We start from the raw sequence: 16,542 nt of genomic DNA on the forward strand, positions 1-16,542 counted from the left end.
TCGGTCCACACCCGCGGCATGACGATCTGGCGGGGTCGAACTGTTCCACCCGTGCCGCACAAACCGCAATGTTTCTCCGGCCGCTCTAATTTAACAAACAAGTATTGAGCGCACCGAATCGAAAGACCAGTCCGTGTCGGTTCTATCGAATTGAAGCCAGCGGACACTTGAACCCTGTCCGGCAGGTCCGTTGATGCGGGATTCAGCATTCTCGCACCGGCCCTCAGAGTCCCCCCAGTCGTTCTCTCAGACACCCGAGGAGGTCGGAGAAATGCGCTCACTCTCCCGACCGGGCGAGGTCACAGAAGGCTCTGCGGTTCGTCGATGACAGCCCCGAGGGACTTGGCGTATGCTGCCGCAATGACGAACAATGCAACCGAATCTGGCGGGCAGCAGCATCCGTTTTCACGAAACGAGATCGTCCGGCGGGTGATGCTCGGCCAGATTCTGTTTTCCGCCGGGAACGTCCTGACGGGAGGGACGGTTCTTAACTATTTCCTGCACCAGTTTCAGTTTCTGCCGTTTCTGTTTTCAATTCTGCAGATCATCCCCGAAACGTCACAAGCCCTGAGTGCCTTGTCCCGTCCGGTGACTCTGCATCTGCACAGCCGGAAGCGGATCTGGATTCTCGGGATCGTGCTCGGACGGTTGATCGCGCTCGCCATTCCTCTGGCGTTGATGCTCCCCGCAGCGAGTGGCGAGCTGTCCACCTATCTGATGATTTTGAGTTGCCTCTCGGGATGGTATCTCTGCCAGGGTGTCGCTTATGTCAACTACATCTCGTGGATCAGCGACCTGGTGCCGGACGTCAACTGGGGACACCTGTTCTCCCGGCGGCAACTCGCCTCGATTGCCGCCATGCTGGTGGTCCCGCTGGGGCTGTCGCTGTTGCGGTCGAAAGTCCTCGCGCAGCTCGGGCCCTCAGCGAATCAGTGGACACTGGCTGCCTGCTTCTGCTGCGGGAACCTGCTCTGTATGGCATCTGTTCTGCCGCTGCTGAAAGTCGCCGACGTCCCTTGGATTCCCCTTGAGAAGAAGGCCGTCTGGAACGAGGAGACCGTGTTTGACCGCTGGTCGTTCCGCTGGCTGCTGGCAGGTCGCTGGTGGCTGGCCTTTTTTCAGGGACTGACCCAGACAGCAATGTTTTTCTATACCGCCACGATCATTGGCGTGGGCGTTGAGACGGCGCTGGCGTTCACAGCGCTGACAAATCTAATTCAGCTGCCTGCCGCCACATGGGGAGGGCGACTCTGCGACCGTGGGCAGGACAAGCGAGGTCTGATCATCGGGCTGCTGATCGTCAGCTGCGGCATGCCCCTGCTGATGAGTGCGCGGGCAGAGAACTGGTGGCCGCTGGGCGGGGTCTCCATCGTCTGGGGTGCGTTTGGAGCGGTCAACGTCTGCGGGATCAACCTCTGCCTGAAACTCGTCCCCCGCGGGGACAATGCTCGTCAGTTTGCACTTTACGATCAGGTCTCAGGGTTGATCGCCGGTCTGGCGGGCATCGCAGGTGGCTGGGCGATCGATCAGCTGCAGATATTCGACGGCTTCAGCAATCGGGCCTGGTGTTTCCAGACTCTCTTTCTCGTCTCCTGGATCGGTCGGGTCGTTGCCATCCTCTGGCTGCTCCCGGTGCGGCAACCGCAGCCAGTCACTGCGGAAGAGGATTCCGGGTCCGTGCGACAAGAACCACTGCCAAGTCTGTGACCCGACTTGTTACGGAGCGTACAGCGTCTGCTGTACAGGAGCCTGCAGCGGCATCTGCTGCGACGGCTGCATAGGCATGTGCATCGATTGCTGGATCGGCATTTGCAGCGGTTGCTGCGTCATCATCGGTTGCTGCATCGGCATCCCCTGCTGTGGGGCCATCATCTGTTGCGGAGCCATCATCTGCTGGCCTGCAAACTGCTGGCCTGCAGACTGCGGCTGAGCGGAAGGCTGCCAGGACACCGGCGGATAGTATTCCTGCGGAGAGCCGTACAGTCCCGTGGTCGGATGAGCCGGATGCGGTTCAGGCTCCGCGGGAGCCGGATTCGCTGCGGGGGGGACGGCCATGGGCTGCGCCATTGTCGGTTGCGGTTGCTGGTATGGCTGCGGCATGTTCTGGGGAGGGTACTGCTGCTGATATGCCTGCGGTGCCCCCTGCATCATCATTCCCTGTTGCTGCTGGCAGTTGGGGCAGAAGCTCCCTCCAGCCATCATGCCGTCTCCTCCCACGATCTGCCCGGGGAACATCTGACTGGGAATCGCATTGCCAGCCATCATCAAGCCGTCACCGCATGGCTGGCAGCCCCCCATTCCACAGGCGTCCATGCCGCAGTCGCCGTAACCGCATTCGCCGATTCCATAGCCGATGGTGTCCGCGAACAACTGGTCATGCGACTGCTGCCGGGCAAATTTCCGCATGTTGCGGGCCGCGCTGTGTCGCGAGAAGGGGGGGCCGGAGCTGCAGGGGCCTTCATCGATGCAGTTGGCGTAGGGATCGCCCCAAGGAGTCGCCACTGTGGGAGTCTGGCAACAGCCGACACACAGGCTGGCAACAAACGCGAGAGAGAGAAATGCGATCCGCATCGGAGGCGCCTCATTTTCAGAAAAGTGAACGTGCCCGGCGCGGGACGATTCGCCTGAAAGTGCGATCACCTGTTTCCGGTGCCGGAAAACAGGGGGAGAGCAGCGGTCCGTGCGCCTTGCCAGCAGTTCATCGTCGCGAAGATTCTGAGGACTTTACGGATTTCCCGGATTGGGAGATGGATACCGATCTCGTAGACCCCACGGTCGAAAATCGGCCCGTTTTCTTCAGCGATCACCGTTTTCAATTCCCGTGATCCGCAAAATCTGCCGATTGCAACAGGCCTGAACAGACGTAGAATAAAATTCTGTGGAACAGTCCTGCCCGCAGGGTCCCTGTTAACCAGCAGAATTGTCAGGTTCCATCCTTTTTGACAAATCTTGGCTGAGTGAGAACGGTTCCGTCGATTCAGCCATTTGACGGATGCGATTGTTCCGCTGAAATGTCTGCACCAGGAACGGCAGAAGACGTACGTTCGCAAGGATGCCGGGGGCGATCAAATTTTGATGATGTGATGCGATCAGGAGTCGACCAGAGATGTCGAAGAAATACCTCAGCCTTGACGAAGCCGCACAACTGCTGTCGATGGGCACAGACGAGTTGATCCGCCTGCGTGAAAAAGGGGAGATTCGAGGATTCGCTGATCGCGGGACCTGGAAGTTCAAGTCGGAAGATGTGGAATCACTCGGCCGGAAGCGGCAGGCGGATTCCCATCCCGAGGTCCCTCTCTTTAAAGACGAAAAGACGACGCCGAAGACAGCGCTCCCGTTCTCGGCCGGGCAGCCCACTCCCCCTGCCAAGGATGACCTCCTCTATGACAGTGACAGCGATGTGCGTCTGGTCGGCGGTCCGGAGCTCGACCTCGGCTTCGACAGCGACAGCGACGTGAAGCTGGTGGGACTGGATCAAACCGTCACCGATGGCCTCGGGCTGGGAACGGATCCGGAGCTGAACCTGCTGAACGCCGACAGCGACAGTGAAGTCAAACTGGTCGGTCCCGATAGCGACAGCGATGTCGGAATCGCCGGGAGCGATAGTGATAGCGATGTCCAGCTTGTCGGCGGACTGACGGACGATGAAATTCCGATGCTGCTCGATAACGACACCGGCAGCGACATCACCCTGGCTCCCGATCCGATGAAGCAGAGCGACAGCGACGTCCAACTCATTCCCGATGTTTCCTCCGGGGACATCACGTTCATCGGTGATGATGAAGATGCCGTGGCCATCGACTTCCGACCCGGCTCCGCAATTGACGAATCAGGCATCTCCCTGGGGGGAGACAGCGCGCTGATGCTCGGCGAGAGCGGGATTTCTCTGGAAGGCTCCGGCGACAGCGGCATCCGGATTGATGATGAAGAAGGAATCACACTCGCCCTGGATGACGACAGCGGCATCTCGATTTCCTCGGGCGACAGCGGCATTTCTCTCGAATCTGCCGAAAGCGGTATCTCTCTGGATAGCACGTTCGGAGCGGGAACTGTCCCGATGATGGACATCGTCCCGAAAAAAGACGTTGCGGAAACCCAGTTTGAGCTGGCCGCCATCAAAGAAGATGACGACAGCAGCTTCGATCTGCGGATGGATGACGGCGACACAGGCGTCCTTGACCTGGGCGACCACGACGACGCCACACTGGGCGACGCCGATTTCGATGTCGACGGGGACGATGGGGAATCGGCAGAATTCGAACCCGAAGGGGATCTCGATCTCGAAACAGACGGTTTTGAAGATGAAGAAGGTCTCGATGTCTTCGAACCGGACGATGAAGCGTTCGCCGCACCCTCCGGCCGACAGGAATACGCCTCTTCCGGCGCCCGCAGTTCCGCATCAGACGTGGAATGGGGAACCGGAACATTTGTCATGCTGACGCTCACCTCACTGCTGATGCTGGCGTGCGGCGCTGTGATGTTCGACCTCGTGAAGAACACCGCTACCGCGGCCGATCCCAATCCGGTCAGCGGAGCCATGATCAACGCGGTCGGTGGCCTGTTCAAATAGAGCAGCCGCCTCTGCAGTGTCAACGAGCGAACAGGCAGGCGAAGGGCCTGCCTGTTTCTTTTTTTGGGGCTCAATCTCCCAATTCGATTCAGGGTGCATCCGCACCGGAGGGGGTTGTCGACTTCCAGAGTTCGGCTGCGCGGGCGAGTTGCTTCTGAAAGACCTCCCGCAATTCGGTCTCCGTCGGCAGGTGTCCTTCGCGAATGCTGGTGAAGTACCAGTTCCAGGCCATTCCGGTCGCGAACGTGTAGGCGAACGCCGCTGCCGCATTCGCCGCGATACCGACCCACGGAATGAACTTGAGGGTCTCACGAATCGTCAACTGAATCGCAATGCGTCCACCCAGCCAGCCGGTCACCTGCGCAATGGTCTGCGCATCCAGCTGCTGATGATGAATCTTTGCCAGCTTGTAGGCGAGATGCGTCTGCAGTCCCATTACCACAGGGATATCGACCCAGGGGAGAGGAATGGCCGCCGCCGTTGCTGCCAGTGTACTGACCCCGAGAATCACCGGCATCGTCCGTTTGCGGGTCAGGTCCTTGAGCGGCAGAACGACTTCTTCCATGCGGAGCAGCGTCTGCCGGTAAGCGGACGGCAACGACTCCAGAATCGCCTGCCGCAAGCGCTGGCCGCCGAACTGCGGTTGCTGAAAACCCTCAGCGGGAGGGGTCAGATCCAGGGGGACCGCCCGGTCGAAGAGTCCGTCGAAACGCTGGTACTGCAGTTCCAGCGACCGTCGCAGATTCCCGTCAATCCCGTCCGGGAGCGGTCGCGCTTCACTCGTGAACGGATCCTGCTCGGGGTGTTGCGACCCGGGATAGGCGTCATGCAAAGCGGTCAGGGCGAGGATCACCGGCCGGCGGGGATTGCTGGAGCGGATCTCGCGCAAGGCGTTCACGATTTCATCGAGTGCGTGGTCCATCGCCCGCACCACGACAATCATCAGATGCGTCTCGGCGCCAAAGTTTGCGAGATCATCCTGGGGCTGATAGGAAACCTCGCCCAATCCTCGCGTGTCGAGAAACCGCAACAGCGGTTCGGAAGCGTCTGGGAAGTCGTAACGTGAGGAGAACCGGGTCTGCGGTCGAAAACCGGTGCCGATCTCAATGGCATCGACACCGGTGAGGTAGCGGATGATGGACGACTTGCCGCTCCCGGTCTTTCCAAAGAGCCAAATCACCGGAATAGGAGAGGCTTCCAGCAGACCCTTCATGGCCTGCCGGGAGTCTGCTTCGGTTTGGCTGCGGCTGGGAAACAGCTTCTTGAATGGGTTCCACGTCATCTGGCATCGCTCGATTACAGTGGAGAGAGTCCTTGGAACAAGCGCGACCTGTCGGCATTCACCGCATCGCTGGTGCGGCAGCCTGAGAGCTGCCGGTGGCCGAAGTCTCCCTCAACGGAATTCTTAATCCATCATAGGCAAGTTGGACGTGAGGAGGGAGACGGGCATTGGTTGCAGCGTGATCAAGCGAGTGGGAAATGTGCGTCAGATACGTCTGTCGCGGGCGCAGGCGCTCAACGACCTCGAGCGCCTGCGGAATGTTGAAGTGGGTCGGATGAGGTTCATCACGGATCGCTCCCAGAATCAGAACATCCAGATTCTGCAGCCGCTGCAGACTGCTCTCCGGGATGCAGCTGACATCCGTGCAGAAGGCGACGTCGTTGATTCGGAACCCGAGGATCGGCAGTTCTCCATGAATCAGCCGCAGCGGCTGCACCTGCAGACCGGCCAGGCTGAACGGCGACTCATCGATCCGCCGGAAGACGAGGCGTGGTCGTGAGTGCAGCGGCGACACCGGAGCTCCGAAGGCATACGCGAACGCCGAGCGGAGAATCTGCTCCACTTCGGCCTCGCAGTAAAGTGGAATCGGCTCGGGTTGTTTGAAACCAAACATCCGCAGGTCGTCCAGCCCCATGATGTGGTCAGCATGGGCATGGGTGAAGACGACCCCGTCAATCTCCTTCACCTGTTCCCGGATGAGCTGCAGCCGCAGCTCGGGCGAGGTGTCAATCAGAAACCGGTGTTCGCCGTTTTGCACGAGGACGCCGGTTCGCATGCGGTGATTATGGGGATCGGTCGACGTGCAGACCGCGCAGTCGCAAGCGATCATCGGCACGCCCATGCTCGTGCCGGTTCCCATCAAGGTCAGACTTGCCGAAGCGTCAACGTGGCTCATTCAGAATCGTCAATCAGTTCAGAGATTCCATCCGCGGTGACGAGCAGCATGCGGTCGGTTAAGGGATGGTCGGTCTGCTGGAAATCGTCCCTGACCCGTTGACGAATCCGCGAGACCATATTCGGAAGCTTCATGGAAACGGCGACAAAAAAATCCCGGCCGGGAATTCCGACCGCCAGATCCCCCTCCGCCACTTCCCGCAACTGTGCCAGAAACGAATGGCAGAGCAACCGGACGGAATTATAGGCATCCGGCTTGCCGGGCATCATCATGGAGGGGACGCCACCCTCCTCGGAAGCAGCGACCGCCATTTCCATCGGTTGTCGCTCAAAGTAGCTGTAGAGGTTGTCGATCGCGATCTCGTGCAGGTCTCCCGAGGTGAGCCCCCATTTCTCGATCAGTTCCTGCCGGACGTACCAGTAAGCGTTCGCTTCATCGACCACATACAGAATGACCAGGCCGGCCACCCACGGCTCACCAATGATGTCGTGAAACTTTTCGCGCCAGACATCTTCCGGATAGAGCATGGGCATCAGTCGGTCACGGACAATCTCCAGCGGCGGCGCTGTTTCCCGTTCTCCCCAGCCCTGCACCTGCACAGCCGTCGTCAAAGCAGGGAGCAGGATCTGTTCAAACTTCTCCGGTTCGCGTACATACGCCCGATAAAAGTTTGCGAGGTTGAGCCGCGACGTCTCGACCTGAATCTGAAAGTCATCGACCAGACTGATCGACAGCAGCGGAAACTTGCGTCGAGCCAGGCCGACCGCTTTATTCGCAAAGACCTCCGGCGGATCTGCAGGCACTTCGGGAAGTTCGACACAGCGGAGCATCATGCGGGTCAACGACTCGATTTCCGGGTCCCGTTTTCCCTCGTGGAGCAGTGTCACGACAATCAGCAATTGGGAGCGCTGAAAGGCCCACATTTTCCAGCTGCGCCAGTGCTGCGGCTTCCACCAGCGTCCCCACCAGGACTTTTCGAGGTCGAGGATCGCGTCCCCCTCCATGCAGTCGACAATGCCGGGGACCGGTTCATCGAGCACTTCGCGGACATTTCGGACCCGGGGAAACTGCTCAACGACATCCTGCAGGCCCGGCAAGGCCTCGGGGCGATCCTCACTCAGCCAGATCGTGTTGATGGCAATCAGCGATTCCGTTTCGGGCGGGCGGAGCGCAAAGGCCCCCTGCCGTTCTTCCGCCACCCAGCTGGGAGGATGTTTCATCCGGAACCAGTTGGCGGGGCCGGAGAGCAGGACCCAATGTTCCGGAGCAGTTTCAGGCATGCGACTGGTCTTTCCATCTTGAGAGATCTGAATGCCCGAGTCTGGAAAAGTCAGACCAGTGACCGCCCAACTACCACACCATTCCGCCATCACTGAGGAGGTTCAGCACGTCGGCGTCGCGTCGTTCAGGGAGTTCCACGCTGTCGGGAAATTTCGATGTAAGCCATCCGCAGCTCATGCAGCGTCTGCTCCAGGAACTTTGACTCCTGTTCCGACAGATTTCCTTTCGTCTTCTCCTCCAGCATCGACAGGAGATCAATGAAGTGTTTCGCCATCGGCAACTGCACCTGGGATTCTCCCTTGGGATCGGGGATCAGTCCGAGAGACATGATGGCCTGAGTGGAGAACATCTGCACCAGCATCGGAAATGTCGCTGGCGGCAGTTTCGCGGTCCCAGCGCCCTCTCCGGTATGTTGGTCTTCGTTTTTCTTTTCCAGCTCCGCGTCCAGCTTGGCATCTTCAGCCTTGACCCGATTCTTCCAATCGTCGTCTGAAACCAGCTCAATCTGCGGCTTTTCCTGGCTGCTGTCTCCGGACATGATCTCGCTCCACAAACTGTCGTCATCATCTGTTCTACGGGGCAGGTCACTCCGTGGCTGGAATCGTGGGAGCCGCCCCTCTCCCTCGCCGTTCAGAATATGACTCGCCCCCCGATCAGACAACCCAGCGGGCGCGCAGAGCGTCGATGGATCCCAATGACTCGTCAAGGACACCCAGGTCTGCGATCATTCAGGCGGCATGCGACCTGGTCGATCGATGAATTGAGTCGTTCCCGTGACAGACCTCCCGAGGGAACAGCGGGACGTTAGCTCAACGGCTGTTGGAGCAAATGAAAGATCCGGTCAACCTCGCTGGTGACAGCGCAGCGAGCAAAGGACAGTGATGAATTCCAGACAGCAAGAGATTCTGAGGCACTGTGCCCACGGCGCATTGACCGGTGAAATGGCCTTTCCCGAAATCGTGGAACAACTGGCGCAGATGGGTGTGGAGCGATACCACGCCGACTACAGTCGTCAGGAAATCACTTATTATCTCCCGGATGGTGACTCGTACGTCGTCGCCACACCTCATCCCCCTCATCCCACTGCAAATGCCTTCTCCGCTCCGGAAGTTCTGGCGGCTGTCCATCAAAGTCAGAGAAATGAACATTCCTATCTCGATTTCATTCGCAAGACGAGGGCGGCCGGGTGCGTCGGCTATTTTGTCCAGATCACAGGTCGCCGTGTGATCTACTTCGGCCGGTCTGGTGAATCTCATGTGGAAGAGTTTCCCGCCGAGCCGAATGCTCCCAAGGCGTCCGAGTAGGCTGCTCGCTCTGCGGCACATTCAGCGCCGCGCAGATTGCATTTGCCGCAAGAAGCCGGGCAATTCGCCGGTCTGAGACGTTCTCGACACTGAGGGATGGACGAAACCCTCATGCGCTGGAGGTGAGTTCTCGCGCGACCACAACGAGCTTGCCGCGAACAGAGAGTTGGCACGTGTGATGATCCGCGCGCGTTGGACGGACGCCCACGCAGTTCGTAGATTGAAGTCGCAACCTGTCAGTTTTCACAGAAGCGATGAGACAGCTCGCCGATTGAGGATCATTTCCAGAGACATGCCGACAGACAGAATGCACCACACTCGTCCCCTCCTGATTGTCAGTTTTCTCTGTTGCAGCCTGTGGACCAAACTCCTGGCTGCCACTGAGCCCACGATCCAGGGAGATCCGTCCCGGGGATACCAGTTTCTGCTGGATAAGGCGTACCTCCCTCGGGATTTCGACGAAGAATCACTCTCCGCGGTGTGGCAAGTCTGGCCGGAGCCGTTGCGGTCTCAGGCTGAGCAGGCCTCGCCGCTGGAACGCAGAAAGATGATCTTCGCCCGCTATGGCCTGACCCCACGCGCAGAGGTCGATCTGGCGACGACGACGGATGAGCAGTTCAAACCCCTGCAGTATGTCGTCAATCAGAAGGGGCAGTGGATCATGAACTGCTTCACCTGTCATGGGGGGCAGGTCCTGGGGAAGACCATTCCCGGATTACCGAACACGGAAGTTTCACTGGAGACGTTGAGTGAAGATCTCCGCCAGCTGAAAACAGACTATCTTCCCGAGCGGTCGATGGGACGCATGGAAAAAGCACTCGATCTGTTCCCGCTCGGAACGACCCGTGGGTCGACCAATGCGGTCATGTTCGGCGTGATGCTGATGACGCTGCGCGATGCCGATCTGAATGTCCGCATGCCGCTGGGAATCCCGAAACTGGTCCATCACGACATGACGGCTCCTCCCTGGTGGCATTATCGCAAGAAGAGTCACCTTTACGTCGATGCCTATGCCGAACGGGGGCACCGCGGGCTGATGCAGTTCATGCTGGTTCGCAGTAACGGACCGGAAAAGTTTCGTGAATGGGAGCCCGACTTCCGGGATATCCATGCCTATCTGGAGTCGCTCGAGGCTCCCGCCTATCCGTTCAAGATTGATCGGCAGCTGGCCGACCAGGGCGAAATCGTGTTCCAGCAGCATTGCGCCACGTGTCATGGCACCTATGGGCCGCAGGAGAGCTATCCCAATCGTGTCATTCCGATCGATGACATCGGGACTGATCCCGTCCGGTTCCATGCCATCCCGGAGCAGGCCCGGGCCATGTACGGTGCCACCTGGTTTGCTGATTACGGGAAGCAGGAGACCCGCAGCGAGACCAGCGGCTACCTTGCTCCGCCGCTGGATGGTGTGTGGGCGACAGCTCCCTATCTGCACAACGGCTCGGTGCCGACGTTGTGGCATCTGCTGCATCCGGACAACCGGCCTGTCGTGTGGAAGCGAATCGACCGGGAAGGATATGACGAGGAGCGGGGAGGACTGGTGATCGAGGAACTGGATGCGGTTCCCTCAGAGGTCACGCTTCCTGCGGAACGCCGTCATTACTTCGACACCCGGGGCTTCGGCAAAAGCAACTCGGGCCATGACTATCCCGACGCCTTGACCGAGGCCGAAAAAGAAGCGGTGCTGGAGTACCTGAAATCTTTGTGACCACGGCGGGAAACGATCAGCCTGACAGGCTGTGCCCAGTCATTTGGCCCCGTCATCCGTGGGTTGCTCCTCAAGCGCTTGGGTTGAGGCACCCGTCAGGTCTTGTCAAGAAGTCACACGGTTCAGGAGAGTGCTGACCCTCTCAATCTGCAGCAATCGGGGCTCGCTCCGCGACCTCGTGCTACTTGAGAGTCAGTTCCCAGTCGTAGACTTTCTGCCCGGGGGTAATCTCAGCGACAAGTTCAGATTGTGCGTGGTAGCGTTCTGGAAGAATCTCGCGGCGGGCGGGAGTTGCAATCAGTTTTCCTGAAGAATCAAACTCCTGCGAAGGGGCGTAAAATGTTGAGATCCGCACCTCATACAATCCCGGGATCACACCCTTCTGGTCGCTGGTGTATCTCAATTCATAGTGCCCCTCAGGATCGGACAGCGCAATGGAGGGACGCCCTCCCTGTTTGGGAAGGAAGTAGACCGTGGCCCCCTCCAGGGGTTTCCCGTCGAGAGTGATTTTGCCTGCCACCTCCACAAAGGACGGGGACTGACTACAACCGAAGCTCGCCAACGACACAAGGGCGAGAACCGCAACAACGCGATTGAGTGAACCTTCCCGGCACCAATGCATTTCAAAACCTTCGAAATAAACAGAGAAGAAATAGCGGGCAATTGACACCCGGAGATTGCCCTGCACGGTGACCGCGTGAAGACATCTTCCAGTAACGCCCGTGACTCCCTCCCACCCACCGTTCCAGACGTGCGGGGGAGGTTTAGCGACAGATCCTGATTGAACGCCGCGCCTTCCGCTGTCGGAACGCCCAGTCCATTTGGAATTCACTCCGGCTCTGCGGAGCTAACAAGCCATCGGCAGCAACTTGTCAATTCTGCCACAGCGCGCATCGCGATTGAAAGAATCGCCCGCACCGTGAGTTGAGTGCGGGCGCCACTGATAGCCAGTCCTCTAGAACTCACCGACCGGCTGTCCATCATTCATGGCGAGGATGCGTTCGAAAACGCTATCGACCTTGATGACAGCAGTGCTCGTGTCGGGACGATGATCAATTGCCTCACTGATGAAGTGGACAGAACCATCACCGAGGAGAAACTGGGTTCCCCCTTCGTGATGACTGCTGAACGCGCGACGGCAAGAGGTGTCGACCGTGCAAGGTGTATTCATCGGGATATAACCTCCGGCCGCCACCTGGACGAGTCCGGAATCGAGTGCACCCCCGGGGGAGTTGCTGCGAGCTCCCGCCCAAGTGGAAGCACGGGGCTGGTAATGTCCGCCCGGTGAGCCCGCGGTCAACGGATGTTCCCAGGCCCGTTCGCCAACGAGAACTGTCAACGAAGTGCCGTCCGTAAAGTCACGGAAACCGAAGCTGCTGTCACAGTGAAAGGGTCCGTTGTTGCTTGTGCCCCCTTTGTAGGTCGGCTCCTGTGGGTATCCGCTCCCCCAGTTCACGACGTAATTGGAAATGGCGGGATGCAGCGTCGGAGAACTTCCGAAACTGAAGACGCCACTGTTGTTCAGGTTCGAATCCCACTGTTCGGGGGCCGTCGTAGACGGGCACCAGTAAACCGGCAGACGAGTGTTCAGGGCGGCGACAGCTGCAGGATCATCTGCTGCCGACTTCCCGGAAGCGTCGCGGACCGGTCGCTTGTTGTAATCCAGCGTATTCGCCATCGCAGCCTGATCGAGATAGGGCAGCAGGAACGATCCCCAACCCCAAGCCCCGAAACTGCTTCCAAAACCGGGCCAGTTCACATGAGACTGCGGGAGAACGCGGTGAACGTCGTGGTAATTGTGGAATGCCAGGCCCATCTGCTTGAGATTGTTCTTGCACTGGCTGCGTCGAGCGGCCTCGCGCGCCTGCTGAACGGCGGGCAGGAGCAGCGAAATGAGGACTGCAATCACTGCAATCACCACGAGGAGCTCGATTAATGTGAATCCACGACGTTTACTGCACATTGAATTTCATTCCTCGACAAACATTGAAATCCCAAGCGAAAACGACTCCCATCAGTCATCTTTGACGTCTTCGCCTCCTTTTTGGAAAAATAATTTCCAAATTGCCAAACCACTAACATTTCAACACCGCGGCACGAAACCTGCACGCCTCGTCACGGACACGGCACAGTTTTTCAGCTTGACTCCGTACTGACGTGACTCTTGAAGAGCGCAGTTGAGACGATCTTGCCCGCGACATTCCTGCTCCCGCAGCGGACGTGGGTGGAAGACGCGCACCTGCCCTAGCAGATGGAACTCAGTCGCTGTCACCCAGCCGCATTTCCGGCGGACTTTGCCCGGGCCTCTCGTCTGACGCCGGCCTTCTTACGAACCGGAGCGTTCGGGCGTCGATTGCCCCCAGCGAAATGAAGTTCATTCTCGCTTCAACAAGTGAGACCTCATTCGCCCCACCTGGAGAGTTCGGATCCTGGAACTGCACCGGATCGTCTTCCCAGAAGCAGATGGGACAGATCTCAAACGTTCCCGGAGCAGGTTGACTGAGAGTCAAGGAGTTGCAACAGGGGCAGGGGTAGCTCACGGCGACACTCCGGTCATGGGCCGGTTCGGCAGCCTCACACCGTTCAGCCTCCATTTCAGGCCGACAGAATTCAAGCGTCCGATCGAAACCCGGCAGGCTTCTCCGGCTCCCGGGCTCCCGAGGATTCGCAGCCGCAAAGGGTTCACCGCCTGATTCCCACTCCCATCGGACACCCGCCATCGGTCGGACTTTTTGAAGTTTCCCTGAGACGAGTGCTGCCGCGCGGCGATCTGCCCCACCCCCAACGGAAGGTTTTCCCTCGCGCCTTGTCCGGGAACTGGGCCGCGAAAAACCATTCCGTGTGAACAGGGCTGCCAAATCCGGAAAATTGCAGGCCCTTCGCAGGGGGCCGGTAATAATGAATTGCAGGGTCCTCGCACGCGAGCACTTGTGCGTGATTTGTGCATTTTTTGCGGGGAATTCCGGACGAATCCGGAGGACATGACCAGTCGCGGTCTCACTGAGGTGGAGTGGTTGCTCCCAGCAGGGATTTTTCGGCGTGGACAAGAGTGGGTTGGAGTTTTCTCAGTTGCTGCTGCGGAATGATCGCGCGATGCTGCGCTATATCATGACGTTTGTACCGCGACGGGACGATGCCGAAGAGGTCCTGCAGAGGACAGCGATCGCCTTGTGGGAAAAATTCCCGGAATACGACAGGAACCGGGATTTCCTCCCCTGGGCGACTCGCTTCGCGTACCTGGAGGTTCTGAATTTTCGCAAGGACAATGCCCGCAGCCGGTTGGTCTTCAACGAAGAGGTGATGGCTTCGCTGAAAGATACGCAGGACAATCTGGACTCCATCCTCGATGCTCAGCACATGGCCTTGAAGCAGTGTCTGGCGGAGGTCGATTCGCGGGGACTCCTGCTGTTACAGCGGCGGTACTGTGACTCGGAATCGATTGCCTCACTGGCCAACGAAACCGGCAAAACGGTCAAGGCGTTATATCGGCGGCTGGACCGGATTCGGGAACTCGTCGCGAAATGTGTCAAGCAACGGATGAAAGCTGAGCTGAGCTAGCCGTCCTGGAAAAGGTCTGCCGTCTCCCCGGAGTCGGCAGATTCCCCAATTCCGGTGGCCCTGCAAAGGGGATGCGGCGTTAGAATTCGTAATGAGTTGTGTTAACGGGGTCTCAGCGGAGCTTCAAAAACTTCGCGGAGGCAAAATCGCGAGAAAAGTTTCGCAGCAGCGGACCGTTAGCAGGTGGGTTCTTCTCATTGGTCAAAAAAGACTGTAAGCAGACTATGGAGTTTTCATCTCTGAACGAAGCTCAGGAGCGGGAGCTGTTTCGTCGCGTGGCGGACGGAAGGGTTGGGCCGGAGGAGTTTGCTGCGCTGCAGTCGCGACTTTTGGCCGACGAAGGTTTCCGTAACCGCTACGTCCTGCACATGGGACTCGAAGCCTCTCTTTATGAAGAGATGCATATTCAGTCTGCGATCAGCATTCCCACGCGCAGGCGAAATCGACTGCGGCGGCTCGTGCTGCTCATCGCTTCGGTGGCCGCTTGCCTCCTGATCGGCGCAGCCATTGGCGCGGGTTTGCAGTCCTCGGGACGCCTCGCCGCCGCGCCCGACGTCGCACCGAGTCTCTTAAAAGAGAGTGAGAACGAGCCTGCCGCTCCGGCTCCGACTCAGAATTCGCTTGCCGCTCTCCCCGCGGATCGCCGCGGAGAAACGCTCGCGATCGTGACGTATTCCAGTCAGTCAGAGAATGGAGCCCAGGGCCCATCGGTCTTCTCTCCGGGGCAGCGACTCAGTTCCGGAACCATCCATCTGTCTGAGGGAGAACTGCAGCTCGAGTTTGTGAATGGGGCTCAGGTGCTGTTCGCCGGACCGGCCGTGTTCGACATTAACTCCAGCAAAGAGATCAAGCTTCATTCAGGACGGGCGGCGACTCGTGTGCCGAAGACGGCAAAAGGGTTTGTCGTGAAGGCGCCCGATGCGGCGGTCGTTGATCTGGGGACAGAGTTCACGCTGACGGTCAACGATGAAGGACGGAGTGACGTCGGCGTGACGGAAGGGGAAGTCGAAGTTTCACTGCTGGGACACGACGGCAGCACGATCCGCAGTGAACGGGTGAGCGAGCGTCAGTTTGTTCAGGTGGCGACCCGTGAGGGAACTTTGGACTCCATTGCCAAAATTGAAGTGCCACAACTTAAAATTTCCCGGCGTCCTCCTCCCCCCTTGCCGATTTCGCAGGCCTATGTTGACGCCGTGAAATCGTCAGCACCGTTTGCGTACTGGCGTTTCGAAGAATTGATCGACGGTAAAGTCCCGAACGAGATGGGTTCCCGGTTTCCCGCCGTTCTCCACGATCATCCCACGCATCCGGGAATCACCGTCGAGGGTGGGATTTCCACCTACAGTACCATCGATGTGCCACGCTACTTCTCGATTGATGAAGGTCTGGAAAAATGGAATGAAAGCTCATTCACACTGGAACTGTGGACCTGTCCGGATCGCCTGCACTTCGGAACCATGGTGAATGTGCTGACGCATGACTGGTCCCGGAATCATCTGAATGCGATTGAGATTGCGATTGATACACCCCTGATTCACCCTCCCGGAGCATTACGTTTTCTGCATCGACATCCGCCGGGGCGTTTGCCGAGTCAGGGAATCAACCTCTTTGACCGGGAAACCTGCTCGCCCGGGCAGTGGAGCCACATCGTCACGGTTAAAACACCGGACTACCTGAGCCTGTCCGTCAACGGCCAGGAAATCCGCCGCATCGACGGTCCCATCGGCTGCGACGAGGATCTGTATCAGCTCTGTATCGGAGAGATCGACAACCTGCGGACTGCGCGGCAGTTTGAGGGTTCGATGGATGAGATCGCCATCTACAAGCGGGCGTTGTCGCCAGAAGAGATTTTGCATCACTACGAACTCGTTAAAGGAAAACTGGCCAGCCGATAGCGGAAACCTGTTTCTGACATCGCTGTCCCGAGATCCGTCCGGAGAATTT

Annotated in this window: 14 protein-coding genes; 6 read left to right on the forward strand and 8 right to left on the reverse strand. The window is 58.6% G+C overall.

Annotation, left to right across the window (positions count from 1 at the left end):
* Nucleotides 1-360: 360 nt before the first annotated feature.
* Nucleotides 361-1,707: an MFS transporter gene (locus SH664x_RS11805; protein WP_437201141.1), complete on the forward strand. Its 1,347-nt coding sequence runs from the start codon at nucleotides 361-363 to the stop codon at nucleotides 1,705-1,707.
* 9 nt (nucleotides 1,708-1,716) lie between these two features.
* On the opposite strand, the gene SH664x_RS11810 is transcribed toward SH664x_RS11805, so the two are convergent.
* Entirely contained in the window at nucleotides 1,717-2,571 is an 855-nt protein-coding gene (locus SH664x_RS11810; protein ID WP_437201143.1) for a hypothetical protein, read from the reverse strand.
* Between the two features lie 535 nt (nucleotides 2,572-3,106).
* On the opposite strand from SH664x_RS11810, the gene SH664x_RS11815 reads away from it, so the two are divergent.
* Nucleotides 3,107-4,570, forward strand: a complete 1,464-nt coding sequence (locus SH664x_RS11815) for a helix-turn-helix domain-containing protein (protein ID WP_437201144.1) — start codon at nucleotides 3,107-3,109, stop codon at nucleotides 4,568-4,570.
* Between the two features lie 88 nt (nucleotides 4,571-4,658).
* On the opposite strand, the gene SH664x_RS11820 is transcribed toward SH664x_RS11815, so the two are convergent.
* From SH664x_RS11820 to SH664x_RS11835, 4 genes are all read right to left on the reverse strand, one after another.
* Entirely contained in the window at nucleotides 4,659-5,852 is a 1,194-nt protein-coding gene (locus SH664x_RS11820) for a GTPase family protein (protein WP_437201146.1), read from the reverse strand.
* Nucleotides 5,853-5,910: 58 nt separating this feature from the next.
* Nucleotides 5,911-6,747, reverse strand: coding sequence for an MBL fold metallo-hydrolase (locus SH664x_RS11825; protein ID WP_437201148.1), 837 nt, complete (start codon nucleotides 6,745-6,747; stop codon nucleotides 5,911-5,913).
* Entirely contained in the window at nucleotides 6,744-8,027 is a 1,284-nt protein-coding gene (locus SH664x_RS11830) for a DUF1444 family protein (RefSeq protein WP_437201150.1), read from the reverse strand. Before SH664x_RS11830 ends, SH664x_RS11825 begins: the two co-directional genes overlap by 4 nt.
* A 125-nt stretch (nucleotides 8,028-8,152) precedes the next feature.
* Nucleotides 8,153-8,566, reverse strand: coding sequence for a DUF1844 domain-containing protein (locus tag SH664x_RS11835; protein WP_437201151.1), 414 nt, complete (start codon nucleotides 8,564-8,566; stop codon nucleotides 8,153-8,155).
* 340 nt (nucleotides 8,567-8,906) lie between these two features.
* On the opposite strand from SH664x_RS11835, the gene SH664x_RS11840 reads away from it, so the two are divergent.
* Nucleotides 8,907-9,332, forward strand: coding sequence for a DUF1398 domain-containing protein (locus SH664x_RS11840; RefSeq protein ID WP_437201153.1), 426 nt, complete (start codon nucleotides 8,907-8,909; stop codon nucleotides 9,330-9,332).
* Nucleotides 9,333-9,624: 292 nt separating this feature from the next.
* Nucleotides 9,625-11,040, forward strand: coding sequence for a cytochrome c (locus tag SH664x_RS11845; RefSeq protein WP_437201155.1), 1,416 nt, complete (start codon nucleotides 9,625-9,627; stop codon nucleotides 11,038-11,040).
* A 181-nt stretch (nucleotides 11,041-11,221) separates the two neighbouring features.
* On the opposite strand, the gene SH664x_RS11850 is transcribed toward SH664x_RS11845, so the two are convergent.
* From SH664x_RS11850 to SH664x_RS11860, 3 genes are all read right to left on the reverse strand, one after another.
* Nucleotides 11,222-11,662 (reverse strand): carboxypeptidase-like regulatory domain-containing protein, encoded by a 441-nt coding sequence (locus tag SH664x_RS11850; RefSeq protein ID WP_437201157.1) that lies wholly within the window; start codon nucleotides 11,660-11,662, stop codon nucleotides 11,222-11,224.
* A gap of 333 nt (nucleotides 11,663-11,995) precedes the next feature.
* On the reverse strand, nucleotides 11,996-13,003 hold the full coding sequence (locus tag SH664x_RS11855) for a DUF1559 family PulG-like putative transporter (protein ID WP_437201159.1): 1,008 nt from the start codon (nucleotides 13,001-13,003) through the stop codon (nucleotides 11,996-11,998).
* Between the two features lie 295 nt (nucleotides 13,004-13,298).
* Nucleotides 13,299-13,580, reverse strand: a complete 282-nt coding sequence (locus tag SH664x_RS11860) for a CPCC family cysteine-rich protein (RefSeq protein ID WP_437201161.1) — start codon at nucleotides 13,578-13,580, stop codon at nucleotides 13,299-13,301.
* Nucleotides 13,581-14,079: 499 nt separating this feature from the next.
* Between SH664x_RS11860 and SH664x_RS11865 the strand changes: the two genes are divergently transcribed.
* On the forward strand, nucleotides 14,080-14,598 hold the full coding sequence (locus SH664x_RS11865) for a sigma-70 family RNA polymerase sigma factor (RefSeq protein ID WP_437201162.1): 519 nt from the start codon (nucleotides 14,080-14,082) through the stop codon (nucleotides 14,596-14,598).
* 224 nt (nucleotides 14,599-14,822) lie between these two features.
* Nucleotides 14,823-16,493, forward strand: a complete 1,671-nt coding sequence (locus SH664x_RS11870; protein WP_437201164.1) for a LamG-like jellyroll fold domain-containing protein — start codon at nucleotides 14,823-14,825, stop codon at nucleotides 16,491-16,493.
* The last annotated feature ends 49 nt before the right edge of the window (nucleotides 16,494-16,542 follow it).

It is taken from the genome of Planctomicrobium aquicomposti (assembly GCF_051466325.1).
Classification (GTDB): Bacteria; Planctomycetota; Planctomycetia; order Planctomycetales; family Planctomycetaceae; genus Planctomicrobium.